General features: G+C 63.4%; 27 protein-coding genes. 14 read left to right on the plus strand and 13 right to left on the minus strand.

Annotated elements, in window-relative coordinates:
* The first annotated feature begins 69 nt into the window (after positions 1 to 69).
* The 3 genes from Q8R61_RS07520 to Q8R61_RS07530 all read left to right on the plus strand — a co-directional run bounded on the left by Q8R61_RS07520 (position 70) and on the right by Q8R61_RS07530 (position 2,260).
* Positions 70 to 441, plus strand: a complete 372-nt coding sequence (locus Q8R61_RS07520; RefSeq protein WP_305535831.1) for a TusE/DsrC/DsvC family sulfur relay protein — start codon at positions 70 to 72, stop codon at positions 439 to 441.
* A gap of 179 nt (positions 442 to 620) precedes the next feature.
* Entirely contained in the window at positions 621 to 1,415 is a 795-nt protein-coding gene (locus tag Q8R61_RS07525) for a GGDEF domain-containing protein (RefSeq protein ID WP_305535833.1), read from the plus strand.
* Complete coding sequence (locus tag Q8R61_RS07530) at positions 1,412 to 2,260, plus strand: MinD/ParA family protein (protein WP_305535835.1); 849 nt, start codon at positions 1,412 to 1,414, stop codon at positions 2,258 to 2,260. Before Q8R61_RS07525 ends, Q8R61_RS07530 begins: the two co-directional genes overlap by 4 nt.
* 172 nt (positions 2,261 to 2,432) lie before the next feature.
* On the opposite strand, the gene Q8R61_RS07535 is transcribed toward Q8R61_RS07530, so the two are convergent.
* Positions 2,433 to 3,275 (minus strand): HDOD domain-containing protein, encoded by an 843-nt coding sequence (locus tag Q8R61_RS07535; protein WP_305535837.1) that lies wholly within the window; start codon positions 3,273 to 3,275, stop codon positions 2,433 to 2,435.
* Positions 3,276 to 3,613: 338 nt separating this feature from the next.
* Complete coding sequence (locus Q8R61_RS07540; protein ID WP_305535839.1) at positions 3,614 to 4,138, minus strand: DsrE family protein; 525 nt, start codon at positions 4,136 to 4,138, stop codon at positions 3,614 to 3,616.
* A gap of 192 nt (positions 4,139 to 4,330) precedes the next feature.
* On the opposite strand from Q8R61_RS07540, the gene Q8R61_RS07545 reads away from it, so the two are divergent.
* A complete protein-coding gene (locus Q8R61_RS07545) occupies positions 4,331 to 4,891 on the plus strand; it encodes a hypothetical protein (protein WP_305535840.1) in 561 nt (186 codons plus the stop codon).
* 135 nt (positions 4,892 to 5,026) lie between these two features.
* On the opposite strand, the gene Q8R61_RS07550 is transcribed toward Q8R61_RS07545, so the two are convergent.
* The 3 genes from Q8R61_RS07550 to Q8R61_RS07560 all read right to left on the minus strand — a co-directional run bounded on the left by Q8R61_RS07550 (position 5,027) and on the right by Q8R61_RS07560 (position 6,764).
* Positions 5,027 to 5,581 (minus strand): DUF3617 family protein, encoded by a 555-nt coding sequence (locus tag Q8R61_RS07550; protein ID WP_305535842.1) that lies wholly within the window; start codon positions 5,579 to 5,581, stop codon positions 5,027 to 5,029.
* A gap of 58 nt (positions 5,582 to 5,639) precedes the next feature.
* Positions 5,640 to 6,155, minus strand: coding sequence for a DsrE family protein (locus tag Q8R61_RS07555; RefSeq protein WP_305535843.1), 516 nt, complete (start codon positions 6,153 to 6,155; stop codon positions 5,640 to 5,642).
* Positions 6,156 to 6,266: 111 nt separating this feature from the next.
* On the minus strand, positions 6,267 to 6,764 hold the full coding sequence (locus tag Q8R61_RS07560; protein ID WP_305535845.1) for a Spy/CpxP family protein refolding chaperone: 498 nt from the start codon (positions 6,762 to 6,764) through the stop codon (positions 6,267 to 6,269).
* Between the two features lie 211 nt (positions 6,765 to 6,975).
* Here Q8R61_RS07560 and Q8R61_RS07565 point away from each other — a divergent pair, with 211 nt between their 5' ends.
* Together Q8R61_RS07565 and Q8R61_RS07570 are read left to right on the plus strand one after the other, a co-directional pair.
* On the plus strand, positions 6,976 to 7,116 hold the full coding sequence (locus Q8R61_RS07565; RefSeq protein WP_305535846.1) for a hypothetical protein: 141 nt from the start codon (positions 6,976 to 6,978) through the stop codon (positions 7,114 to 7,116).
* Between the two features lie 219 nt (positions 7,117 to 7,335).
* Positions 7,336 to 7,842: a hypothetical protein gene (locus Q8R61_RS07570; RefSeq protein WP_305535847.1), complete on the plus strand. Its 507-nt coding sequence runs from the start codon at positions 7,336 to 7,338 to the stop codon at positions 7,840 to 7,842.
* A 14-nt stretch (positions 7,843 to 7,856) separates the two neighbouring features.
* Here the strand turns inward: Q8R61_RS07570 and Q8R61_RS07575 are convergent, their stop codons facing one another.
* Entirely contained in the window at positions 7,857 to 8,126 is a 270-nt protein-coding gene (locus Q8R61_RS07575) for a hypothetical protein (RefSeq protein ID WP_305535848.1), read from the minus strand.
* Between the two features lie 357 nt (positions 8,127 to 8,483).
* Here Q8R61_RS07575 and Q8R61_RS07580 point away from each other — a divergent pair, with 357 nt between their 5' ends.
* Together Q8R61_RS07580 and Q8R61_RS07585 are read left to right on the plus strand one after the other, a co-directional pair.
* On the plus strand, positions 8,484 to 8,837 hold the full coding sequence (locus Q8R61_RS07580; RefSeq protein ID WP_305535850.1) for a hypothetical protein: 354 nt from the start codon (positions 8,484 to 8,486) through the stop codon (positions 8,835 to 8,837).
* A gap of 159 nt (positions 8,838 to 8,996) precedes the next feature.
* Positions 8,997 to 9,449, plus strand: coding sequence for a high-potential iron-sulfur protein (locus Q8R61_RS07585; protein WP_305535851.1), 453 nt, complete (start codon positions 8,997 to 8,999; stop codon positions 9,447 to 9,449).
* Positions 9,450 to 9,499: 50 nt separating this feature from the next.
* Here Q8R61_RS07585 and Q8R61_RS07590 read toward each other — a convergent pair whose 3' ends face one another.
* Positions 9,500 to 9,916, minus strand: coding sequence for an AF1514 family protein (locus tag Q8R61_RS07590; RefSeq protein ID WP_305535853.1), 417 nt, complete (start codon positions 9,914 to 9,916; stop codon positions 9,500 to 9,502).
* Positions 9,917 to 10,176: 260 nt separating this feature from the next.
* Here Q8R61_RS07590 and Q8R61_RS07595 point away from each other — a divergent pair, with 260 nt between their 5' ends.
* Positions 10,177 to 11,292 carry a GGDEF domain-containing protein gene (locus tag Q8R61_RS07595; RefSeq protein ID WP_305535855.1) on the plus strand — a complete coding sequence of 372 codons (1,116 nt, stop codon included), beginning with the start codon at positions 10,177 to 10,179 and terminating at the stop codon, positions 11,290 to 11,292.
* Between the two features lie 36 nt (positions 11,293 to 11,328).
* Here the strand turns inward: Q8R61_RS07595 and Q8R61_RS07600 are convergent, their stop codons facing one another.
* On the minus strand, positions 11,329 to 11,823 hold the full coding sequence (locus Q8R61_RS07600; protein ID WP_305535857.1) for a DUF456 domain-containing protein: 495 nt from the start codon (positions 11,821 to 11,823) through the stop codon (positions 11,329 to 11,331).
* A 185-nt stretch (positions 11,824 to 12,008) separates the two neighbouring features.
* Between Q8R61_RS07600 and Q8R61_RS07605 the strand changes: the two genes are divergently transcribed.
* The 3 genes from Q8R61_RS07605 to Q8R61_RS07615 all read left to right on the plus strand — a co-directional run bounded on the left by Q8R61_RS07605 (position 12,009) and on the right by Q8R61_RS07615 (position 14,826).
* Positions 12,009 to 13,244 carry an EAL and HDOD domain-containing protein gene (locus Q8R61_RS07605; protein WP_305535859.1) on the plus strand — a complete coding sequence of 412 codons (1,236 nt, stop codon included), beginning with the start codon at positions 12,009 to 12,011 and terminating at the stop codon, positions 13,242 to 13,244.
* 351 nt (positions 13,245 to 13,595) lie between these two features.
* Positions 13,596 to 14,249: a guanitoxin biosynthesis heme-dependent pre-guanitoxin N-hydroxylase GntA gene (gene gntA, locus Q8R61_RS07610; protein ID WP_305535861.1), complete on the plus strand. Its 654-nt coding sequence runs from the start codon at positions 13,596 to 13,598 to the stop codon at positions 14,247 to 14,249.
* Positions 14,239 to 14,826, plus strand: a complete 588-nt coding sequence (locus Q8R61_RS07615; RefSeq protein WP_305535863.1) for an urea carboxylase-associated family protein — start codon at positions 14,239 to 14,241, stop codon at positions 14,824 to 14,826. The genes gntA and Q8R61_RS07615 overlap by 11 nt, the downstream gene beginning before the upstream one ends.
* A gap of 39 nt (positions 14,827 to 14,865) precedes the next feature.
* Here the strand turns inward: Q8R61_RS07615 and Q8R61_RS07620 are convergent, their stop codons facing one another.
* Positions 14,866 to 15,336, minus strand: coding sequence for a cytochrome C (locus Q8R61_RS07620; RefSeq protein ID WP_305535865.1), 471 nt, complete (start codon positions 15,334 to 15,336; stop codon positions 14,866 to 14,868).
* Between the two features lie 218 nt (positions 15,337 to 15,554).
* Here Q8R61_RS07620 and Q8R61_RS07625 point away from each other — a divergent pair, with 218 nt between their 5' ends.
* The gene (locus Q8R61_RS07625) at positions 15,555 to 16,112 is read left to right on the plus strand and encodes a PleD family two-component system response regulator (protein ID WP_305535867.1); all 558 of its coding nucleotides are present in this window, start codon (positions 15,555 to 15,557) and stop codon (positions 16,110 to 16,112) included.
* A gap of 64 nt (positions 16,113 to 16,176) precedes the next feature.
* Here the strand turns inward: Q8R61_RS07625 and Q8R61_RS07630 are convergent, their stop codons facing one another.
* Positions 16,177 to 16,608, minus strand: a complete 432-nt coding sequence (locus tag Q8R61_RS07630) for a glutaredoxin family protein (protein ID WP_305535869.1) — start codon at positions 16,606 to 16,608, stop codon at positions 16,177 to 16,179.
* Positions 16,609 to 16,671: 63 nt separating this feature from the next.
* Positions 16,672 to 17,265: a hypothetical protein gene (locus Q8R61_RS07635; RefSeq protein WP_305535871.1), complete on the minus strand. Its 594-nt coding sequence runs from the start codon at positions 17,263 to 17,265 to the stop codon at positions 16,672 to 16,674.
* 383 nt (positions 17,266 to 17,648) lie between these two features.
* On the opposite strand from Q8R61_RS07635, the gene Q8R61_RS07640 reads away from it, so the two are divergent.
* Complete coding sequence (locus Q8R61_RS07640) at positions 17,649 to 18,671, plus strand: hypothetical protein (RefSeq protein ID WP_305535873.1); 1,023 nt, start codon at positions 17,649 to 17,651, stop codon at positions 18,669 to 18,671.
* A gap of 31 nt (positions 18,672 to 18,702) precedes the next feature.
* Here the strand turns inward: Q8R61_RS07640 and Q8R61_RS07645 are convergent, their stop codons facing one another.
* Together Q8R61_RS07645 and Q8R61_RS07650 are read right to left on the minus strand one after the other, a co-directional pair.
* Positions 18,703 to 20,115: a dihydrolipoyl dehydrogenase gene (locus Q8R61_RS07645; protein WP_305535875.1), complete on the minus strand. Its 1,413-nt coding sequence runs from the start codon at positions 20,113 to 20,115 to the stop codon at positions 18,703 to 18,705.
* 41 nt (positions 20,116 to 20,156) lie between these two features.
* Complete coding sequence (locus Q8R61_RS07650; protein WP_305535877.1) at positions 20,157 to 21,818, minus strand: AarF/ABC1/UbiB kinase family protein; 1,662 nt, start codon at positions 21,816 to 21,818, stop codon at positions 20,157 to 20,159.
* Positions 21,819 to 21,961 lie beyond the last annotated feature (143 nt).

Raw genomic sequence — 21,961 nt, forward strand, 5'->3', positions numbered from 1 at the left:
TTGTATGCGCGGTGGGGCTGGCCTATTTTTAAGGCACGCACTTGTCTGGACACCTCGAAGGAGAAGACCATGCTGCACGCTTCAAACGACATCAATCGGCTGATCCGCGAGCCTGTAAGCGACCCCGACTTTCCCGACGCGCCGCTGGACTGGACCCGGGAAGACGCGGTCCGGACCTCGCAACAGGAAGACCTGGAACTTACGCCCGACCATTGGGAGACCTTGCGCGCCTTGCAGCATTACTACGCGCATCACGCGGACGATGCAGTCATCAATCTGCGCGAACTGCACGATGCGCTCGATGAGCATTTCCACGCCAAGGGCGGTCTGCGCTATCTCTATACCCTGTTTCCGGGCGGTCCCATCGTGCAAAGCTGCCGCCTGGCCGGGCTGAAGGCGCCCGCCATCGCGTCCGATCGCAGTTTCGGCAGCGTCGCCTAGCCACCGCACGCTCGCTGGCCGTCGTCGCTGCCGGCAACCCGGCACGGCCGCCTGCTGGCCGGCGGCGGCCCTGCGCTGCTTGATCAAACCGTCGAATCGCCACATACTGGGCGCTCACACGCTCGGGCGCATTGTGTCCGCCCCTTACCGACAGTGACCCTCAAGCTTTCTGCCCCGTTGTGAGCTCTCCAATTCCGCCGACGCTGATCGACCTGCAGCACCTGCGTCTTGACGATGCGCGGGCGCTGCTGGCGCACGCTCGCCAGGATAGCCATCCTCAGCCCGGCGAAGCGCCGTTGCACTACCTGCAGCGACTGATCGACGGCCTCAGCGAACTGTCGCTCAAGGATCCTCTGACCGGACTGGGCAATCGCCGTTACCTGCATGCTGCTCTGGAGCGCGCCATCGAGACCGTCGCCCGCTCTGGCGATGCGGTGCTGCTGTTGCTGATCGACATCGACCATTTCAAGCACATCAACGACGCGCACGGCCACCTGGCCGGCGACCAGGTGCTGCAGGCCGTGGCCAACCGCCTGGCATTGTGCGTGCGCCCGATGGACATGGTCGCCCGCTATGGCGGCGAGGAATTCGCGCTGCTGTTGCCCAATTGCCGGCCAGCCTGCGGACGCGCCGTCGCCGACCGTGTCCGCGCGGCGATCGAATCGCTCAGGATCGAGGTTGCGCCGAGCACCCAGCTGCAGGTCACGGTCAGCATCGGCGGCGCCTATGCGCCGGAATGGGTGCGCTCCACCACGGAACTGTGGATCGAGCGCGCCGATCTGCAGCTCTATCGCGCCAAGCACAACGGACGCAACCAGGTGATGCTCGAACTGCCGCAGCAGATTTCAGTCAGCGCCGAAGAAAAAGGGCTGCTGTTCAGCCACCTCCCCCTGCCCGTACCCGAAGCGGCCGGGCAGCTACCCGATGCTGCGCCTGAAAACGCCGGCACCCCGATCCCCCGAGTAATCGCATGAACGACGTCGTCACGCCCCCCGCCACACAACAGGACACCGGGCTGAAAGCGGGCTCGGTTCCGCTCAAGCCCCACGGCAAGGTCATTGCCGTTACCAGCGGCAAAGGCGGCGTCGGCAAGACCTTCGTGTCGGCCAACCTTGCCGCCGCGCTGGCCAAACGCGGCCACAAGGTGCTGGTGCTGGACGCCGACCTGGGCCTGGCCAACCTCGACGTGGTGCTGAACCTCCATCCCAAGATCACGCTACACGACGTGTTCACCGGCAAGGCCAAGCTGGAGGACGCCATCCTGCAGGCGCCCGGCGGGTTTTCAGTGGTACTGGCGGGGTCCGGCATGGTCGAGTACTCGCGTCTGACGCCCGAGGTGCGCGACGAATTCCTGCGCATCATGAGCAGCCTGGTGCCGAATTTCGACGTGGTCCTGCTGGATACCGGCGCCGGCATCTCGGATGTCGTGCTGTTCGCCGTGTCGCTGGCGTCCGAAGTGCTGATGGTGGCCACCCCCGAACCGACCTCGCTGACCGACGCCTACGCCACCATCAAGGTGCTGGTGGGTCAGCAGCAGCGGCAAGCCGTGCGGGTGCTGGTCAATCAGGCGGCGCGTGCCGGCGCCGGCCAGGCCATCACCCACCAGCTGCAGCAGGTACTCGACCGTTTCGTCGTCACCGACCCCGACCGCCCCATCCGCCTGATCCACATGGGCGACATCCCGATCGACCCCGAAGTGCGCCAGGCCATCATGCGCCGCCAGTTGATGATGCAGACCACACCGGGCTGCCCTGCCGGACAGGCGATCACGCAGCTTGCGATCAAGCTGGAAGAAAGCGTCATACCCGCACGCGCCTAGTGTCGCGAATCAGAAATAGCGGGACAAATAAAACGGATGGATTTTTTGGCAGGGCAAGGCGCGAGGTGGCGACATAGCTCGGTCTATGGCAACGACACGCAACGCCGCCATTCGAAAAAAAGACGGCGGAAAAAGACGCCGTTTAATGTTTCGATATTTCTGATTCGCGACACTAGTGCGCGCCGTTGCTCCGCGCGGAGGCGGGGCGTGTCCTGACCAGTTCCACCACCTGATCCGGACTCATCCGTAGCAGGGTCCCGATCTCGCGGTAATCGTCCGGCAGCGCCGCATCGTCCCAGCCGTGGGCGGAATGGCGGGCCAGATTGGCCGCCAGCATCACATTGCGCACCCGCTTCGTGTTTGCCTGCGCCGGATCCAGCAGGTTCAGCAGCAGCGCCGGCAAGTGCCACTCTATGGTCAGCTGGCGCTGCATCTCAATGCCGGTAAAGCCCAGCACCTCTTTCTGCACGTCCGCGCTGCGCAGCGTTTTATCGGCGGTCTGGCGCCTCTGGATTTCGAGCATCTGCTCCGGGTTGAAGCACCACATCAGCATTTCCGAAACATGGGTGAGCAGCGCCGACACATACACTTCATCCGCATGCAGATCGTGCAGGCGCAGCGCCCAGTCGTAGGCGTAGAACGCGGCGCGCTGGGCGCGCCGCACCGTATGCAGCAGGCTGACCAGGGCATCCAGGTGGCCGTGCAGCATTTCTTCCGCAAGCGGTATCGACGGCACCTTCTGGAAAAAGGTGTCCAGCCCCATCATCAGCAGCGTTTCCTTGACGTCGACCAGCTCGTAAGTTTGGTTGCGATGCTTGTGCGTCTGCATGTAGTGCAGCAGCTTCACCGTCATCAGCGGATCGTCGGTCACCACATGGGCCACACTGCGCGCATCGAGCAGATTTTCATCCGCCTTCAGGCGATCGAGCTCGCGTGCGGTCTGTTTCAGCACGGGAATCTCGGCCTGTCCCAGAAAGACAAGCCAGCCTGCCAGGCTCTTTTGCGGCTGTGCCATTTTTTCTCCATACGGTAGACCGTGACCCGGTTGTCCGCGCGCACAATGCAATAGGCAAGCGCACACCTGTCGAATCGGTTCATTCCGCCTCAACTTGAGCGGATCGCCCCGTTAAACCTAGCACCCGAAGCCCCCCTGGCGAGCAGCAACCTTCTGCATAGCAGGGCTATTTCATGTAGGCGAAATCCTCTTCCTGCAGCAGCCGCACGATTTCCGCATCGGCCATCGGCACCCTTTTGGCGAAGCCATGGACATACCCAAGCGGGAAGCCTCGCAGCTGTGCCACAGCGCGGCGCCCGCCGGCCGCGCGCAGGCGCTGGTTTAATTTCCTGAGTGTTTTATTTCCTGAGCTGCGGCTGGTCCAGATAGCGTACATCCTTCACCGGCAACGGCAGCGGGTTGACGTACTGATAACCCTGGTTCTGCCAGTACACCAGTTCCGGGAAACCGGCCGGCACCACGGTGACGAAGCCATGCATGTCGGAGGCGCTGAAGCCGGCCGCCTTCATGGCGTTGTTGCACATCTTGAACTGCACGCCTTCCTGCGCCAGTTCCGCCAGCTTGTCGACGATGCCCTGGTATTTCTCGTAGTTTTCCTTGGCAAAGGCGCGCAGTTCGGGTCCATGGGTCACCACCACCACCTCGCCCTTGGTTTCGCGCCGGGTGTTCTTGACGAAGTTGTAGAGGATGCCCAGCTTGTTCGGGTCCTCGTAATTGACATCGAATACGGTGTGCACCACCGGCATCGGGTGCATGTCGACCTTGGCGGTGCCATACGGCGCCAGCGCCTCGGAAAAAGCGGGTGCGGCGCTCATCAGGGCCGTCGCGGCGGCCACTGCAATACCAGTCAGTCTGATGTTCATGATGCTCTCCTCGGGTGAGGACCCCCGCGGATGCGTCGGCGCGGGATCGGACGGATATCGTCATCGCCACGTCGTCGGGAGCCTGTCTTCATCATACCCACTGTCCGGCGCCATGGGCGACGCAGCCTGGGCGCAGCAGCGAATGTTCTACAGTTACAGTGAAGCAAGCCCATCCTGCATGAGGCGTTCGCCATGTCCCCTTTCTCTAAGGCCCTGCGGCTACCCGTCCCGCTCCCGGTGTTCATCGTGCTGGCGGCCCTGCTGCTGGGCACGCTGCCGGCACACGCGGCCAGCACATCCAAAATCAACCGCGAAGTCGACAAGGCACTGGTCCGTTTCCAGCAGTTCGACGGCGCCAAGGCCTATCTCGACATCGCCCAGGGCGTGCTGGTCTTTCCCAAGGTCTACAAGGCAGGCATCGGCGGCGAATACGGCGAGGGGGCCTTGCGCGTGGATGGCAAGACCGTCGATTACTACAGCACGGCCGTGGCCTCCAGCAGCTTTCAGCCGAGGGCGCAGGCCAAGACCCTCATCGTCCTGTTCACCCGCGAAGACGCACTCAGTCAATTCCGTGCGAGCGAAAGCTGGAAAGTCGGCGTCGACGGTGCGGTCGTACTGGTCGATCTGGACGCCGGCAAGGCGGTCGGCACTCCCCACATCCAGGACCCCGTGGTCGGCTTTGTTTTCGGCCAGAAAGGCCTGATGTACAAGCTGACGCTGGAAGGAGCCCAGTTCACCCGTCTCAGAAAATAGGGCCGTCGGCTGCGCGCCGGCAGGCTTCAGGGATTGAGCCGACCGCCGGACCGGCCAGCAACGAGGTGGCCACACTCAAGCCGGCCACTCCTGCCGGCATGCAAGCTGCATCCCGTCTGGCCGCTTGACCATGCCCTAGCGCCCATACTGCTCCTGCAGGCGCTTCATCGTTTCCGCGTCCATCCGGAATTCGCCGCCCGGCCCCATGCCCGGCATGCCAGGGAGAGTCACCGACCCATGCTGCTGACCGGGCTTGCAGGGGCCGATCCACTTCCCGGTCTGCACTGATGACATCGTCTGCATGCCCTGCATCGGCGGATTGAAGCGGGTGGTGTTTTCCATCCGGTAGTCGGTGGCCATGTTGCCGCTGATCACCGTGCGCCCGGTGGCGGTGTGGCCGTCCATCATGCACACCGAATCGATCGTCGTCGTCTTGCCGCTGCGCTTCACGTCCATTTTCGAGCACCGCTTGCGCATTTCGCGTGCATCGCCGGGTTCCGCTGTCAGGTCGTCCTTGCCCTGCTCGATGCACATCTGCATCGTCATCGGGCCGGGCATGGCCTGCGTGCCGGTACGGGTTTCTGTGCGGATCTCCCACAGGCCGGGTTTGCGCATCGGCGCATCGGCGGCATGCAGCGCAGGCGCGAGCACGACCGCGCCCAGCAGGAAAAGGGATGGGATGTGTCGCATGGTGCCTCCTTGAATGTCGTTGTCGATGCCAGCCGGGCCGCAACCCGGCGTGACCTGCTCAAAAGCCGCCGATATAGGCGTAGCCGTCGTTCTGCAGCTTGATCAGACGCGTATAGCCGTCGTGCACGATCGTCACGCCCGGCAGGACGTCGGCGGGCGTCCAGCCTTTTGCTCGCATCACGCTGTGACAGATCTCCACGCTGACGCCCAGGTTCAGCAGGTCCTGTGTGATCTTGGCGTTGTAGTTCAGCGTGAAGGGGTCGTCGACCGCCTTCTGATAGGCCGCGTCGACCAGTAGCGCGGTAGCCGCATTGCCATGCAACACCAGATGGATGTCGAGCTGCGCCGGCGCCACCCCCTGCTTGCCGTAGGCCTCGATCAGGCCGCGCGCATAGTACAGGCCCTTGTTGATGCCGGCTGCAATCGCGCTGTCATGGATGTCGTACACCACCTTGACGGGTGTGGCCGGATCCACTTTCACCATCTCGCGCGCCGCGGGCGCCTCCGCCGCCAGCGCAGGCCCGGCGAGGCCCAGCACGCACACAATGGCACACAGCTTACGGATGAAACGCATGCGGTCCTCCCGGCGGATTGAACATCCGGCCCACGACGGGCCTGGCGCCATCCTGCCACAAAAAAACGGGGACGGTTTCCCGTCCCCGCCCGATCAGCGACCGATCTTCAGTCAGGCCTGGCGGCGATGACCGTGATGGCCGTGCTGGCGCTTGGACATCACCTCGGCATCAAACACCTTCTGCTGCACCGGCGTCAGTTGGGTGTAGAAGGCCTTGATCGCCTCGGCCCGCTCGGCCATTTTGGCGCGGCGCATGTCCGACATCGCCTGCATCCGGTCCAGGCGCTCGGGTGTGCTCAGGCTGGCGAACTCGGCGTGCATCGCCTTGCGGTCGCCGCCCGCGCGCTTCATGCCGGACTGGCCCGCGCCAACAAAGGCATTCCACGCGGTTTCCTGCGTGGGCGCCAGTTGCAGTTTTTCCTTCAGCGCGCCCATGCGCTCGGCACGCTGCGCTTTCCGGTCTGCATGGCCCTGGCGGGCTTCGCAGCCCGGCTTGGCCGGAGCCGCGCCTTCCGGCATCGCAAAGGCCGACACCGCCAGCATGCCGCTGCCGGCAATCAGGCCGGCCAGCAGGATCCGTTTTGCAAAAACACCTTGATTCGATTTCATTGCTTGCTCCTTCAGAGACGTGATCGAAACAGCCGGCGCCACGATGGCACGGCATGCAACGCAGTCTGCGGCGACCCTGTAACCCGGGCATGTCAGGCGCAGGCGAAGTTGTAACCGCTTGTATCCGAATGTAACCCCGCCGCCACAGTCGGTTCGGAGAACTTGCCCGGATCGGGTATCGTTTGGGTTCAGCGATTAAAGGAGCCCCGGATTGAAGCCCAACTACCAGTACGAAAAGCGACAGCGCGAGATGGAAAAGAAGAAAAAGAAGGCCGAAAAAGCGCTCAAGAAAACAGCGCCTACCGACGCGCCCCCGGAAACCGAAGCGACGCCGCCGCCGGCAGACAAGTAAGCCAGGGGTCGGCGGCCAAGCCGGCGCCCGCCTCTTCCAGACGTCAAGGCCTCGTGTGCGAGGCCTTTCACCCTGCGGTTTTTCCAGGCCGCTTCCTTGCCGCCTCCCCACGCACGCCCGGGTGGATTTCTCCCAGTCGATACGATCCAGCACCGCCATCCCGCGTCGCGGGCGACCGTCTATGCTTCAGTGTCAACCCCGAGCGGAAGAGATGAACGCATGACACGCACGCCCATGCTTTCCCCCTGCCTGACCCGCCTGCTGCTGACCGCCGCCCTGCTTTCCGCGAGCGCGGTCGAGGCGGGCAACTGGGGCGTCAATGTCTATGGCCTTTCCTACCATTGGGACCGCGACCAGGCCAGGCAAAACGACTGGGACAACGAATTCAATCCCGGTCTCGGGGTGCGCTACCAGCTGGGCAGCTGGCTCAAGGCCGATGCCATCCTCGACGCCGGTGCCTACTACGACTCCGGACGCAACACGGCGGTGTATGCCGCCGCCGGCCTGCTGTGGCCACTGGACCGGGACAAGCGCTTCAATCTAGGGGTGGCAATCACCGCGTTTCACAGCGACACCTACAACCAGGGCGATCCCTTCATCGCGCCGATCCCGTTGTTCTCGCTGCGCTTCGACCGCGTCGTGGTCAACCTGACGCACTTCCCCAAGGTCGGCAACCTGAACGAGATCCATACCACCGCGATGTTTCTCACCTTTCCGCTGCGCTAACGCACGGCAAGGCGTCAGGCCGCCAATCCTTTGGCTAGCAGTTCGGCCACGGTTTCATTGATCCCCACCTGACGCGACGCGGCGCGCGCCTGCACCTGTTTCACCAGTTCGCCGTCGAGCTTGACCGCAAACGCCACCAGGCCCTGCGCCTGGTCCTGCTTGCGCTGGTCGCGGCGCGACAGCGCCGCGCCGGAGGCGCTGCCAAAACGGTCAGGTGTACCGGCTTGCTTTAGCTGGCCGTTGATTTTCAGGCCTTCGTTCTTGTCGAGATCGGACTTCTTCATGGGGGTTTCCTGTTGAGAGGTATGTGGCGCTGCCGGCAGTCCGGCGCAGGGCGGTGAGCATACGCGATGCGGCCGCGGCACGGCGGAATCCTTGTCGTGTCTGTCGGCAATGCCTGCCGGGATGCACCTGTCTCCGTTATAAGACAACAAAAGGTCTTTGTTTACAGACAATTGCCGACGAGGCCTGGCTTCTTGTCGTCCTGAAGCGACGAAATGCATGCGGTGCCCACCCGGCAGATTCACGCAAATCATTGAAACAAATACGATTTCATGGGCTGGCATGGCCTGTGCAATGAGCTGGGTGGCTCATTGATATAAAAGCCGTCCACTCAACCTGTTGCAGAGAAGGAGCAGTCCATGAAGCGGAATATCCAATCGACCCGTAGCCCCCTGTTGACCTCGATTCTGGCCGGCGTGACCAGTGCCAGCTTTACCGCTGCCGCGCTGGCCGCCGGTGTCGGCGTGGGTGCCGGCGCCAGCGTCGGCGCAGGCGCCCAGGTCAGCGCCCCCGGCCAGGCCCAGGCGGGTGGTAGTGCGGATGCCAACATGAACACCTCGGGCAGCGCCAACACCAACGCCCAGTGGCGCGATGGTGCAGTCCGGGGCGCGGACCGTGCGGCCCAGCGCATGAATGGCGCGGCCGAGGCCGCAACCGAACTCGAGGCCACGGGCAAGGCCGACGCCAGCACCCAGCGCGCGCCCGCGCGCTGAACGTCCCTCCGGCGCCGCCTTGGTGAGGGCGGCGGGTTGCCGGTTTCGGCCTGGGCAACGCCCGGATCGGAACCGGCTTTTTTTATCTGGCGGGGGTCCGCCCCGCTGCTTTTATCTGGCGGGGGTCCGCCTCGCTGCGTGTTACAGGAGACTTCTATCATGAACAGCAATACGCACACCAACCGCCGACCGTCGCTCGCACACAGCACGACGCCCGCCTCGCTTCCTCAAATGGAGGCCGACATGCCATCACGCAGAATCGTGCTGCGCGGCGCACTCGCCGCCGGGTGCAGCCTGCTGCTCCCCGCCGCGTTGATGGGCTGCGATGCCCCGCAGGAAGTGGGCTCGGTCGGAAGCGACAGCCTGCCGTCCGACGCCGAAGCCCTCTCCGCGGCCAGCCCATCGCCCGATCAGCCGTCCGGGCAGATTGCCGCTGCTCCGGCGGAGGCGGTCAAATCATCGCAAGCCAGCGTGCAATACCGGGCTCAGCCGAAGGGCGAGCAGAAATGCGGCAACTGCATGCACTTCGTTGCCGAGTCGAACACCTGCCAGCGCGTCGATGGCACGATCAGCCCCCAGGGGTGGTGCATCATCTGGGCCAACGCGGCCTGAGTCCCGGCGGGTCGGGTGAACGCCCGGTCCCGGTCCGGTGCGCGGCGTTTTCAGTACTGGTCGGCCAGCCAGCCATCCAGCAGTGAACAGGCGTCTGGCCTCGGCACCGTGGAGTCCCTGCCCTGTATCGGGGTGTAGCAGAGGTATTGATTGCCTTCGCTGTCCATCAGGTTACGCAGTGGCAACTCGCCCACGGTTTCGTAGCCGCGCGCATCCATCATGATGAACTGATAGTCGTCGCCCACGCTGACTTCCAGCCTGCCGCCGTTGCCTTCGCCGTACTTTTCCCACCAGGTGTCCGGGTTGGCGCCTTCATAGTGGGGCGTGTCGCCCAGCGCGCGACTTTGATGCCAGGCCACGATGGTCGGGTCCTTCATCTGATTGTCCTTCGCTGCCTCTTTCGCAAGCAGGCTGGCGGCCATGTAGCCATGGTCGGGTCCAGGGTATTCAATATGCAGGGTGCGCATGATAAGGTCCTTTCGAGTCGTCCGGAATGCGCCGGGCGCAGTACGCGCCGGCGCATGAGCTACTCTTTGTAGGCCAAACCCGTACAGAAACAATCGCGGATTCCGGTAGCGCGCCATTGCCCGCCCGGCACGCCCATTCCGCGCAAGCCATGCCCTGGATGTGCCCAGACCCAGGGTGATCAGGTGTTATTTTATTTTGCGGCCCGGATGCCGTTAGCAATCATGGAACCCCTGATGCTTTTTGGCCCGAACAGAACCGCATGACCGCGCCTCCGCCGCAAAACTTCTACCAGCACTGGCTGACTCTCGGTGTCGCGCCCGACGACAATGATGACCTGCGCCTGAAAAAAGCGGTGCTGACGCTGGTCACCAGCGGCATCGCCTTTCTGGCCATTTTCTGGGGTGCCCTCTATATCTACAGCGGCTACCCCCTGTCCGGCGCCATCCCGCTCAGCTATACCGTCATCTCGTTCAGCAGCACCCTGTATTTTTTCAGGACCAAGCGCTTTGCCTTTTTCTGCTTCAGCCAGCAGTTGCTCATCCTGTTGCTGCCCTTCCTGCTGATGTGGAGCCTGGGCGGATTTGCCAACGGCAGCGTGGTGATGATCTGGGCCATTTTTGCGCCGCTGGCCGCGCTGTTCTTTATCGACCTCAAGGCCGCCACGCGCTGGATGTTCGCCTTTCTTGCCCTGCTCCTCGTCTCCGCGCTGTTCGACCACACCCTCGCCGATATGGCGCGTCCGATGCCGAGCGATCTCAACACGCTGTACTTCCTGATGAACCTCGGCTGTGGCTTCGTCCTCATCGCGCTGATGCTCCACTACTTCGTGCGCGACCGTGAACTTGCCTACGGTCGACTGCTGGAAAGCGAAGCGCATATCCGCGAACTGATGCTGACCGACACGCTGACCGGCGTGCCCAACCGTCGCCATCTCAACGACCGGCTGGAGATGGAGCTTGCCCGCCAGGCCCGCTACGACCAGCCACTGTCCGTCATCCTCACCGACATCGACCGCTTCAAGCACGTCAACGACACCTATGGGCACGCGGCCGGCGACGCCGTGCTCAAAGCCTTCGCCCGCACGCTGGAGTCAAGCATCCGCGGCAGCGACTTCCTGGCCCGTTACGGCGGCGAGGAATTCGTGCTGCTGCTGCCGAATACCGGCATCGAGGAAGCGACCGCGCTTGCCGAGCGCATGCGCGAAGCCACCCGCAGCATCCATATCCCGGAAACCCCGATCGGCATCACCGCCAGCTTTGGCGTGACTCTCGCCCGGCGCGGCGAGAGCATGGGCGAGGTGCTGTCGCGCGCCGACGAAGCCATGTATCAATCCAAGTCCGGCGGACGCGACCGCGTCACCACCCTGGCCGACTGAGCGCGGACATTGGGCAGCGGTCTTTTTGCTTGCGGGCTACAGCAGGCGGTCGACCACGAACACCCCGATCATGGTGAAAGCCAGGGCAATTTTCAGCAGGGCGCCGAACAGCAGGCCCAGCGTGGCGCCTACGCCGGCGTGCGTCGCCGCCTTCAACGAGGCTTTGCCGCTGAACTCGCCCACCACCGCGCCAACGAAGGGCCCCAGCACGATGCCCGGCAGGCCGAAGAAGATCCCGACCAGCGCCCCCAGTGCCGCGCCAATCACCGCCCGCGGCGACGCGCCAAACCGCTTCGCCCCCAGCGCCGACGCCGCCAGGTCGACGCCATAGCTCAACGCAGCCAGCACCCCCAACAGCGTCAGCGTGATCCAGCCGACGTAGACAAAATTCTCCGCCCACGCCAGCAGCACCAGACCGGCGAACACCAGCGGGATGCCGGGCAGCATGGGCAGGATGAGTCCGGCGAAGCCGAGCGCGATCAGTAGCGCCGCCAGCAGCCAGAGCATGATTTGAATGGAAGGATCGAACATGTGCCTGTGGGGGTGAACGGGGTCCGCCCAGCATAAATCCGATTACCGCCTTCGCCCAGCCCGGACCGTACTCCGCCGTTTTACCTGCCCGTCGCCCGCAAAACCTGCCGCCCCCTGTCTCCCGGAGGAAATGAACTGATATGCTCCCGATGACAATGACATGACACATTTTTCGAGGAGCCTGGATGGGCAAGGAAACCTATCTCGCACGACAACCCATCGTCGATGCCGAGCACAATCTGTTCGGCTACGAACTGCTGTTCAGGCAATCGCTGGCGTCCGTCTCGGCGCAGATCACCAGCCAGCTGCAGGCCGGCGTCGAAGTCATCAGCAGCACCCTGTGCCTGGGTCCTGACTGGCTGCTGCAGGGCAAGCTCGCTTTCATCAATCTGGACGAAGCCACATTGATGAGCGACTTCGTCTGTCTGCTGCCGCCCCACCACGTGGTCTACGAAATCCTCGAGACCGTGCAGGTGACGCCGGTGCTGATCGCCCGCATCCAGGAATTGCGGCAGATGGGCTACCGCTTCGCGCTCGACGATTTCGTCTGCCTCGACGAATACCGGCCGCTGCTGCCGATGGTCGACTTCGTCAAGCTCGACGTGCTCGAACAGCAACCGGAAAAAACCGTGGAAATCATTGCCCACATCCGGCTCGGCTTCAGCGGCCAGTTCATCGCCGAAAAGGTCGAAAGCCGCGAAATGTTCGAGCTGTGCCGCGGCTGCGGCATTCAGTATTTTCAGGGCTACTACTTCGCCCGCCCGGAAAACCTCGCCAGCAAGACCATCCAGCCCGGCCAGATCGCCGTGCTCGAACTGATGAACAAGGTGCGCACCTGCGAAGACCTCGGCGAAATCGAAGAGCTGCTGCGCCGCAACGCCGCCCTCACGCTGCGTCTGCTGCGCTATGTCAATTCCGCTGCCTCCGGCCTGCAGCAGCAGGTTCACACCGTGCGCCAGGCGCTGACGCTCACCGGCCTGCAAACGCTCTACCGCTGGCTGGCGCTGCTGCTGGTCACTGCCAACCCCACCCCCACCCGCGCGCTGGCGGCGCGCACCGCGGTCACGCGCGGACGCATCTGCGAACTGCTCGGCCAGTCGCGCCTGAGTCGCGACGCACAGGACGAGCTCTTCATCACCGGATTGTTTTCGTTGGCCGAACCACTGATGGAAATCTCCCTCGCCCGCCTGCTCGACTACCTGCCGATGCCCGAGCCCATCGTGCAGGCCCTGGTTGATCATTCCGGCCCCTATGCGCCCTTCCTCAAGCTTGCCGAGGCCTCGGAGCGCAACGACTTCGAGCAGATCGCCCGCTACGCCGCCGATATCGACTCCAGCCCCGAGGAAGTCAACCTTGCCCAGCTGCAATCGCTGGCCTGGACCGAAGCGCTGACCCGCGAAGCGAGCCCGCAGGCCGCGTGAACGGCGGCGGCTGAGCCGCGCTGCAATCGTTCGTCATCATCGTCGTGGCCGGTCGAGCCGTCCCGCGCGACATCCCCCCTCTCCCTGTTCGGCCCATTGCGTGCCAATGCGCCCACTTCGTTCTGTCTGACAGACAGACGCGTCCTTGCGCCCATGCGTACTCGCGCTGTGCCGACGCGGGCTTCAGTCATGTCCTACACACAGCATCGCCCGGGGATGACTTCGCGCGGTCGCGGTCCGTTCTACGCTTGAGGTCCACTCCATTGATCCCGTCTGCCACGCAGCGGGCGCTGGGACACTGTTCAAGGAAGGAAGACCGTCATGCATAGCCCAGCGCGATCACCTGCCCTGTTGTATTCGGATGAGGCACTGATCCATCACTTCAAGCAGTTTATTGCTGCGGAGGCATTCCCCTGCGTGGGCGCGAAATCGGCACTCAACCGCGGGCAGATCGTCTATCAGATCGAAAACGATTTGGGCTGCGGGCCGGCCGCTGCCACCGTCGCTGCCTTGCAGTGCTTCAGTCAGGAATACGACCAGGATTCGACACTGTTCCGCAGCGTGGTCGTGCTGTTCCGCCAGCCCGGGGTGCTCACGGAGCAGGCGTTTGAAGCGCTGCTGTGGCACTATTTGCAGGCCATGCACGATGCCGATGCCGTTCAACACGAGTGGGACCCGCGGGTGAGCAAAGACCCCGAATCTGCCGACTTCAGCTTCAGCGTCGGCGGGCGGGGCTACTATGTCGTCGGCCTGCATCCGGGCGCGAACCGCACAGCGCGGCGCTTCGTGCGTCCGGCCCTGGTGTTCAACCTGCACGATCAATTCGAGCGCCTGCGCAGCGACGGCAAATACGGGACCATCCGCGACACGATCATCGAGCGCGACACCCGGCTGGAGGGCTCCCGCAACCCCATGCTCAAACCGTTCGGCGCCAGCTCGGAAGCCCGACAGTACAGCGGGCGCGCAGTCGAGGAGCGGTGGGCGTGCCCGTTTCATGCGCGCTGAGATCGCCCCCCGCTCCGGCATCGCATTCCTGCTGCGTGCCGGCCAGCGGCTGCGGGTCATCGATCCCCAAGGCGAGCAGGTCGCCGACCTGATCGCCTTCAATCGCGACGACACGCAGGAGTATCTGTCCTCGGGGCGCACCCTCGATTACGCGTCCAGGCTCTTCCTGACCACCGATGACCTGCTGTATTCCAACCGCAGCAGTCCGATGTTCCGCATCGGCGAGGACTGCGTGCGGCGTCACGACTTTCTGCTGACGCCCTGCTCCGCCGACACCTTCCGCATTCTCTACGGCCACGACCATCCGCACCGCGGCTGCCACGGCAACCTGGCAGAAGCGCTCGCGCCTTACGGCATCACGCCCGACCAGATCCCGGTCACTTTCAATGTGTTCATGAATGTCGACGTCAATGGCGAAACCGGCGAGCTCGGGGTCCGGCCGCCCCGCAGCAAGGCGGGCGACTACGTGGATTTCGTTGCACAAATGGATTTGATCGTCGGCCTGACCGCATGCTCCGCCGAGCAGTCCAACAATTACAGCTTCAAGCCCATCGAATACGAGGTGTTCGACGCCTGAGTGCCGGCGGGATGGACGTCCGTCCCGCCGGAGACCGGATCAGTATTTCAGCTTCATCTTCGACAGCTCTTCCTTGGTCACGCCCGGCATGTCGCCCTTCTTGTCCCAGCGCTTGTGAACCCAGGCGTCTTCGCCGACCCACTTCTTGAAAACCTCAAAATTCTTCTGCCGCTCGGCGTCCGTCGCACCAAGGTACTGATACATGTTGCCCGGCTTGCCGTCCTTGCTGTTCTTGCCGTCGTCGAGCCGGCGCATGATCGCCCCGGTGTCCGGCCAGCCCACAAAAATAATCAGGTCTGCATAGGTGTCCATGCGCGGCCCTTTCATCATCTTGGTGTACTTGTCCTGGTTTTCCAGAAAATCGCCGAGGTAGGGCGACGATGCACCATGGCACGCTGCGCACTGGGCATTCCACAGCGGGCGGATGTCCTTGCGGTAGGTGATATCGGAAGCAAGCGCCGGGGCGGCCAGCGCCAGGCAAACAAGGGAAGGAACGAGCGTCTTGAACATGATTTCTCCATGCGGACAACGGAAACGAAAACGGGTCGATGCGGCACCCGGCTGCATCGGGTACACAATTTACAACGAAACCGAGCGCCTGTCGCACACGGCCTGCCCAATTTGCGCGCCATTGTTTTATAGTCGTCTGCAGGGGATTTATCGCCGCCGGCCCGTTGCTCAGGCCCGGCGCAGGTCAAGCCAAACAAAAATCAAGCAAGGGGCGCAGTGTGGGGATACTGGACAAATTTCGATCCGTTTTCATCTCGGCGAAAGCCGCGAGCCAGACCGACGTTGAAACCGCGCCGGCAGTGCCGACCCGGGAAGAGCGGCGGCGCAACAAGCGGGTGAATGCGCGCGACGAAACCCGTGCGCTGATCATCGACGACTCGCCCACCATCGTCTTTGCGCTGAAGAAAATCCTGCAATCGTCCGGCTTCATCACCCTGGAAGCCCTCGATGCCGAAACCGGCATCGCCATCGCCCGCGAGCAAACGCCCGACCTGATTTTCCTTGACATCATCCTGCCCGGCGTCAACGGCTTCGCCGCCCTGCGCACCCTGCGCAAGGATCCGGCGACCTCGCACATTCCCATCATCATGATCAGCGGCAACGAACAGGCGACCGAACTGTTCTTCGGCAGCCGCACCGGCGCCGACGACTTCATGAAAAAACCGTTCTCGCGCTTCGAAGTGTTCGCGCGCATCGAACGCCTGCTGGACGCCAACATGGTGCCGCAGCGCATCACGGCCGCGTCCGCCGAATCCGGGCACGACGCACACGACTAGATGTGCGCGGTGCTCAGTGCACCGCCATCGCCCCGTCGCATTCTGCAGCCCTCGCAGCTGGAATTCACTTCGCGTGCTGGGCGGCTTTCCACATTTCCATGAAGCGGCCGGACTCGAAACCCATCATCTTTTCCGCGCCGACCGTGATCACCGGCACGCCGCGCCCACCCAGCTGCCTGTGCTTGATCGCGCCGTACTCCGTTTTTTCCACGTCCCATTCGGTGAAAGGGACGCCGTTCTTCCGGAAAAACGCCTTGGCGCGCGTGCACACCCCGCACCACTCGGTGGTGTAGATCGTCACCCCGCTGTCCGCCCCGGTGGTCCGGCTGACCTCGGCCGGGCCGGTATGGGTTTGCAGCTTCATCTGCGTGGCCCTGGCCGCGGGTGGCGGCGAATCGGTGTAATGGATACGGCCCTGCGCATCCGTCCATTTATATACACCGGCAGCAGCCGGCACGGCGAACAGCATGGCGAGCAGAATCAGGCAGGTTTTCATGGTGGCGGGGTTTTCATCGGTTGAATGTGCGTGGGGATCGTTGGCAGCGCGTGAACCGTCGACTCAGCGAACGGTGAGGTCTTTGACCCACACCACTTCGCAGGCGCCGTTGCCCGTATCGCGGCGGGTCATGGAACTGTTCCAGCGCCAGCCATCCGGCGACTGCACGCGCACCAGATAACCGCTCAGCGCGACGACCTGGCCCACACGCACCTTGTCCAGACGGCGCTTGATTTCGTCGGTGGCGGGAATCATGTGCATGTTGGCGCTGTTTTCAACGATGTCGGACGGCGGGATCGGCGGCTGGTCCGACCAGCGGTAGAAATAGAAACGATTGCCCTGGCTGATCTTCAATCGATCCAGCACCGCGTTATCCGACATCGGCCCCCAGCCGAGCGCGAGGTCGATCGGCGAAAGCTCGGCTTCGCGCCCCCGGCGGTAGGTCTCGGTGGCAAGCACGCGGGCTTCCAGGGAAAATTCCGCGGCAGAAAGGATGTCGTAATTCCCCACGCGGAACGACGGCAGGTCAGCGCGATCGACCTGAACCGGCGCCGCCGGCGCGATGGCCCCCTGCGCATGGCTGATCGGGCGCGTGGAAACATAATTCCAGGCGCCGGCCGCAATGGCGATCAGTAACAGGGCGGGGACGAGTCGCATCGGTGGCATCAACGGGTGGGAACGCCATGATATCGGCCAAAAGCGGCGTGCGATTGAGCGCGCCCACCCCTGCTTTCTTCCGCTTCGCGAAACCCGGTCCCCCTGTCTCTGTTACAAGACAGGAAATGTTCATACCCTGCAATGGCTTGCATGCAGGGGTCGGTTTCGTGTCGTCCAGATGCGACGAAACCCCAGGCGGCCACACACCGGAATTCCACGCAAGCCCATGAAAACAGAGGGAATACCTTTGCTGGCATGGCCTGTGCTCATAACAGAGTGTTAGTGCGGGCCTGCGCCATGCGCGGTCTGCCCTCCCCGGCATGCGTTGCGTGCCCGGGAACGGCCTTTTCGACGGGCTGCCCTTTTATTGAGAGGACCATCGAATGAGTAGCAACACCGCTGCACAGATCGAAAACACGGCACACACCGAACCTGAACCGCTGAGTTTATTCAGCAAGGATGGACATCTGATGAAGCCTTCATGGAAAGACAGCATCCACCAGCAGCGTGGAGAACTCGCGCACCTGCTGCGGGAGCCGCTCAGCCAGCTGGCGGAGCGTTGCGCACCGGTATGGGGCGATTGCGATGCGCTGGATGCGGTGCTGACGGACCACTTCGCCAGCATTCCGCATTGCACGACGCTGTACTGTGTGGGCATGAACGGCACCCAGATCTGCAACAACGTCGGTCCCGCCGGGATTGTCCCCGGCCATGTCGGCGGCGATCGCTCACAGCGCCCGTACATGCAGGAGGCGGTACCGATCTGGGGTTTCCTGCTCTCGAATGCCTACATCGGACAGAACGGACACCGCCCCACGCTCACCGCGCTTCAGGTGGTGTGCCGGGATTCGCTGGCCGTGGGTTACCTCGGTGCCGCCTTCGACCTGCGCGACCTGCCGGTCACGGCCGCGCTCTACGAAGAGCCGGGTGACTGGCGTCAGGTGAAAGGTGATCCGGCGATCCGCCGCACGGTGTTCCAGCAAAGCCGGGTGGAAAGTCCGCTGGACGGCAATCTGGAAGCGGCATTGTCGATCCTGGAGGAACTGCTGACCGAGCGCGGCGTGTTCCAGTGCCAGATCCATTTTTCGAGCAGCCTGGCCACGATCTGGACGCTCGACGACCCCTTGCGCTATCGCATCCTCGATCACGAAACCCTGAGCGATCCGGACATCTGCCTGATTTATCCGTCGCACCCCTATCCGTCAGATGCCACGATCGCGCCGGGCGAGATCAGCCGCATCCTCAATACCCTGCAGGCCTTGCGTCTCACCGATCCGACCATCTACCTGCGCATGGCGTCGATCAATATTTTCAACGGCATGGTGAGTCTGACCTTTTCGTGCGATGGCTCGCACTACATGCCGCACGACGAATTCCTGGCGAAGGATATTTCGTTCTGGTTCTGATTTCGGGTTCCGGCCCGGCCACGGCGGTTGTTCAATCCAGTGCCACGGCCTGGTAACTGTCGCAGGCGCTGAGGTCGGAACGGCCACCCTGTGATTGCCGGGAAATCTCACGCAAGGCGGTACGCAGACCCTCCTCCAGTACCGGATGGTAGAACGGCATGGCCAGCAGATCATGAACGCTCAGTCTGCGATGAATGGCCAGTGCGAGCAGATGGGCCAGGTGCTCGGCAGCAGGTGCGCACATTTCAGCACCGAGTATGCGGGCGTCATCTCGTGCGGCATAGACACGTAACACCCCCTTGTTCCGCTGTGCCGTCAACGCGCGCCCTTGCGAGGCGAAATCGACGCTGCCGATCAGACATGGGGCTGTGCCCACATCGGCGTAGCGCTGACCAATCGCAGCGATGCCGGGGTCTGAGAACACGATGGCCAGGGGCGTGCGGCGCTGAAAGCAGGATGGCGCGTCGGCCACGGCATTGACGCCTGCGATGTAGCCCTCGTCGGCCGCCTCGTGCAAGAGACTGGCATCTGCGTTGGCGTCTCCGGCGATGAACACCGGCAGATCGGCGATCTGCATGGTGCTGCGATCGAAAGGCGGCAGGCCGCGCGTGTCGAGCGTCACACCGAGAGTCTCAAGACCCAGATCTCCCAGATTCGGCTTGCGCCCGATGGCCACGAGCACGCGATCGACTTCGATATCGACCGGGCCGGCCTGGACGCGCACGCCGCTTGCGGTGCCGGACAACTCGACTTCGTGTCCGGCGTGGATGGCAAATTCTTCAATCAGGATTTGGCGTGCGGTTTCGGCCACGGCCGGGTCGGAAATCCCCGCGAGTTCGTCGTTGCTGTTAAATGCGTGCACGTCTACCCCGAGGCGCGAAAGGGCCTGAGCCATTTCGATCCCGATGGCGCCCAGGCCGATCACCGCCATGCGGGCCGGTAACGTTTCCTGCTCGAAGAACGTATCGGTGGTCAGCAGGCGGTCGCCGAGCGCCTGCCACGGTTGCGGTACGACCGGGCTCGAACCGGTGGCAATGACGATGCTACGGGCGTGCAACACTTGATCGCCCACCGCCACGTCGTTGGGGCCGAGCAGGCGTGCCCGGCCTGCAATACTGCGCGCGCCCAGCGCCTCGGTCGATTTGAGCACCCCGCCGACAAAACGGTCGCGCAGCACACGCACGCGCTGTAGGACCGCCGGGATGTCGATGCTCAGGCGCTCGCTGCCACGAATTCCGAACGCCTCCGCCTTTTTGCGCGCATGAAATGCATTGGCAGCCTCGATCAGCGCCTTGGACGGCATGCAGCCCACCCGGGCGCAGGTCGTTCCATAGGGGCCGTCGTTGATCAGGACGAAGTTGTCGGTTTTCTTTTTGACCTGCCGCACAGCAGCCAGTCCGGCCGAACCCGCGCCGATGACGATGACGTCGAGTTTCGTAGTCATGACAGTCTCTTTCCTCAGTAGTCGAGCTTCTGCGACCTGCTCTAACGCGGGGTATTGCTGCGGTCCTTGTGATCCTGAATGAAAATTCCGATCACCAGCCAGAACCCACCGGCCGCTGCGGCCAGGAAACACAGAATAGCGAGGCCCGGGTAGCCCCACAAGGTGAACGACGTCTGCACCTGCATCAGCAGCGAGGCGCCGATGATCAGCGCCGCGAGGATGACGCCGGCCGCGATGCGGTTGGCAATTTTTTGCAGGCCTTCCATCACCAGGCCCGCGTCGACAGCGCGCACTTTCAGCTCCAGCTCCGAATTGGCGACGCCATCCATGATTCGGTTGAGCCGCGACGGCAAGGCCGTCACGAAGTCGCGCAGCTCGATAATCGAGTTCAGCATGCTGCCCTGACTCGCCTGCTTGCGCATCCGCTGGGCGAGGATTTCCGTCGCATTACGGCGGATCGCCGCATTGGGGTCGAACTGTGGATCGAGGATCTTACCGATCTGGTCCAACTGCATCAGGGTCTTGCCCAGCAGCGTCAGTTCGCTCGGCACATAGAGGCCGTCGCGCGCCGCCGACTCGCTGACTTCGAGCAGCGTCCTGCCCACGTTGATGCGCCCGAGCGCCACGTCCCGCTGCTCGATCACCAGCTCGCCGATACGGCGTCGCAGGCTTGTCTCGTCGAATTCCTCGGCCACCTGGCTCATGCTGATCACCACCGTAGCGGCGTCTTCGCCCTTGCCTTCGCTGACGGCGATCAGGATCTTCAGCAGGTTCTCCTGCATCTCCGGCGTCGTCGTGCCCACCATGCCAAAGTCGAGCAGTGCGATGCGATGGTCGCCGGTGAGGAACACATTGCCCGGATGCGGATCGGCATGGAACAGGCCGTCCACCAGCACCTGCTTGAGATAGGCGCTGAACAGTTCCTCCGCGAGTTCGCCGCCCGGCATCTCCAGGCTGGTGAGCGGCCCCAGCGCCGTCAGCTTGCGCCCGCGCACATGCTCCATCGTCAGAACCCGGCGCGTGGAATAGCTGGCAATGGGCTGCGGCACGAAGAGGCGCTTGAACCCCGCCAGGTTGTTCGCCATCGTCCGCAGGTTGTTGGCTTCGAGCTCGTAGTCGAGCTCCTGCTTCAAAACCAGCCGAAACTCCTCGATGATCAATTGCAGGCGATGGCGACGGCCGAAGTCGGTATGGGCGTCCAGCCATTCCGCGATCTCCCCCAGCACCTCCATGTCCTCGGCCATCTGCTTTTCGATCGCGGGGCGCTGGACCTTGACCACCACCGGCCGGCCGTCGCGCAGCGTGGCCGCATGCACCTGTCCCAGCGAGGCGGCCGCCAGCGGCACTTCGTCGAAATCTGAAAACGCCTTCGACAGCCGCACGCCCAGCTCGCGCGTGACGATCTCTTCGACCTCCTCGAAGGGAAACGGCTTCACCCCGTCATGCAGGCGCGACAGCGCGGCAATGTAAGAGGCGGGAACCAGATCCGGCCGGCTCGACAGCACCTGGCCGAGCTTGATGTAGGTCGGGCCCATCGCCTCCAGGTCGTCGGCCAGTTCCTCGGGGGACGCCCCGCCCGGATGCGGCGGCGCCGATTCGTCGCCCTCGATGGCATCCTCCATGCCGATGCCCACCACGACATCGGCCCGTCCGTACTTCCATAGCAGGCGGGCAAGCTGCTGGTAACGCTGAAGGTGCTGCATGGACAGTTTCATACGGGGACTCTCACGGGACACAGGACGCGCAGCGCCTGGCGCATGAGCAAGCGCCGACGCCGGATGTCAGGATGCCCGCGCCACGAGGGAAAGCCTGTCCGCCGGCACCGATTTGCGTGTAGGACGACAAG

The organism is Thiobacillus sp. (genome assembly GCF_030696885.1).
Classification (GTDB): Bacteria; Pseudomonadota; Gammaproteobacteria; order Burkholderiales; family Thiobacillaceae; genus Thiobacillus.

Excerpts from the sequence above, each read along its gene's own strand:
- Q8R61_RS07595 (WP_305535855.1), top strand. The coding sequence starts at position 10,177 with ATGACCGCGCCTCCGCCGCAAAACTTCTACCAGCACTGGCTGACTCTC.
- Q8R61_RS07585 (WP_305535851.1), top strand. The coding sequence starts at position 8,997 with ATGAACAGCAATACGCACACCAACCGCCGACCGTCGCTCGCACACAGC.
- Q8R61_RS07630 (WP_305535869.1), bottom strand. The coding sequence starts at position 16,608 with ATGAAAACCTGCCTGATTCTGCTCGCCATGCTGTTCGCCGTGCCGGCT.
- Q8R61_RS07590 (WP_305535853.1), bottom strand. The coding sequence starts at position 9,916 with ATGCGCACCCTGCATATTGAATACCCTGGACCCGACCATGGCTACATG.
- Q8R61_RS07600 (WP_305535857.1), bottom strand. The coding sequence starts at position 11,823 with ATGTTCGATCCTTCCATTCAAATCATGCTCTGGCTGCTGGCGGCGCTA.
- Q8R61_RS07570 (WP_305535847.1), top strand. The coding sequence starts at position 7,336 with ATGACACGCACGCCCATGCTTTCCCCCTGCCTGACCCGCCTGCTGCTG.
- Q8R61_RS07530 (WP_305535835.1), top strand. The coding sequence starts at position 1,412 with ATGAACGACGTCGTCACGCCCCCCGCCACACAACAGGACACCGGGCTG.
- Q8R61_RS07635 (WP_305535871.1), bottom strand. The coding sequence starts at position 17,265 with ATGCGACTCGTCCCCGCCCTGTTACTGATCGCCATTGCGGCCGGCGCC.
- Q8R61_RS07535 (WP_305535837.1), bottom strand. The coding sequence starts at position 3,275 with ATGGCACAGCCGCAAAAGAGCCTGGCAGGCTGGCTTGTCTTTCTGGGA.
- Q8R61_RS07545 (WP_305535840.1), top strand. The coding sequence starts at position 4,331 with ATGTCCCCTTTCTCTAAGGCCCTGCGGCTACCCGTCCCGCTCCCGGTG.
- Q8R61_RS07575 (WP_305535848.1), bottom strand. The coding sequence starts at position 8,126 with ATGAAGAAGTCCGATCTCGACAAGAACGAAGGCCTGAAAATCAACGGC.
- Q8R61_RS07615 (WP_305535863.1), top strand. The coding sequence starts at position 14,239 with ATGCGCGCTGAGATCGCCCCCCGCTCCGGCATCGCATTCCTGCTGCGT.
- Q8R61_RS07620 (WP_305535865.1), bottom strand. The coding sequence starts at position 15,336 with ATGTTCAAGACGCTCGTTCCTTCCCTTGTTTGCCTGGCGCTGGCCGCC.
- Q8R61_RS07520 (WP_305535831.1), top strand. The coding sequence starts at position 70 with ATGCTGCACGCTTCAAACGACATCAATCGGCTGATCCGCGAGCCTGTA.
- Q8R61_RS07560 (WP_305535845.1), bottom strand. The coding sequence starts at position 6,764 with ATGAAATCGAATCAAGGTGTTTTTGCAAAACGGATCCTGCTGGCCGGC.
- Q8R61_RS07645 (WP_305535875.1), bottom strand. The coding sequence starts at position 20,115 with ATGACTACGAAACTCGACGTCATCGTCATCGGCGCGGGTTCGGCCGGA.
- Q8R61_RS07605 (WP_305535859.1), top strand. The coding sequence starts at position 12,009 with ATGGGCAAGGAAACCTATCTCGCACGACAACCCATCGTCGATGCCGAG.
- Q8R61_RS07580 (WP_305535850.1), top strand. The coding sequence starts at position 8,484 with ATGAAGCGGAATATCCAATCGACCCGTAGCCCCCTGTTGACCTCGATT.
- Q8R61_RS07640 (WP_305535873.1), top strand. The coding sequence starts at position 17,649 with ATGAGTAGCAACACCGCTGCACAGATCGAAAACACGGCACACACCGAA.
- Q8R61_RS07540 (WP_305535839.1), bottom strand. The coding sequence starts at position 4,138 with ATGAACATCAGACTGACTGGTATTGCAGTGGCCGCCGCGACGGCCCTG.
- Q8R61_RS07555 (WP_305535843.1), bottom strand. The coding sequence starts at position 6,155 with ATGCGTTTCATCCGTAAGCTGTGTGCCATTGTGTGCGTGCTGGGCCTC.
- Q8R61_RS07550 (WP_305535842.1), bottom strand. The coding sequence starts at position 5,581 with ATGCGACACATCCCATCCCTTTTCCTGCTGGGCGCGGTCGTGCTCGCG.
- Q8R61_RS07650 (WP_305535877.1), bottom strand. The coding sequence starts at position 21,818 with ATGCAGCACCTTCAGCGTTACCAGCAGCTTGCCCGCCTGCTATGGAAG.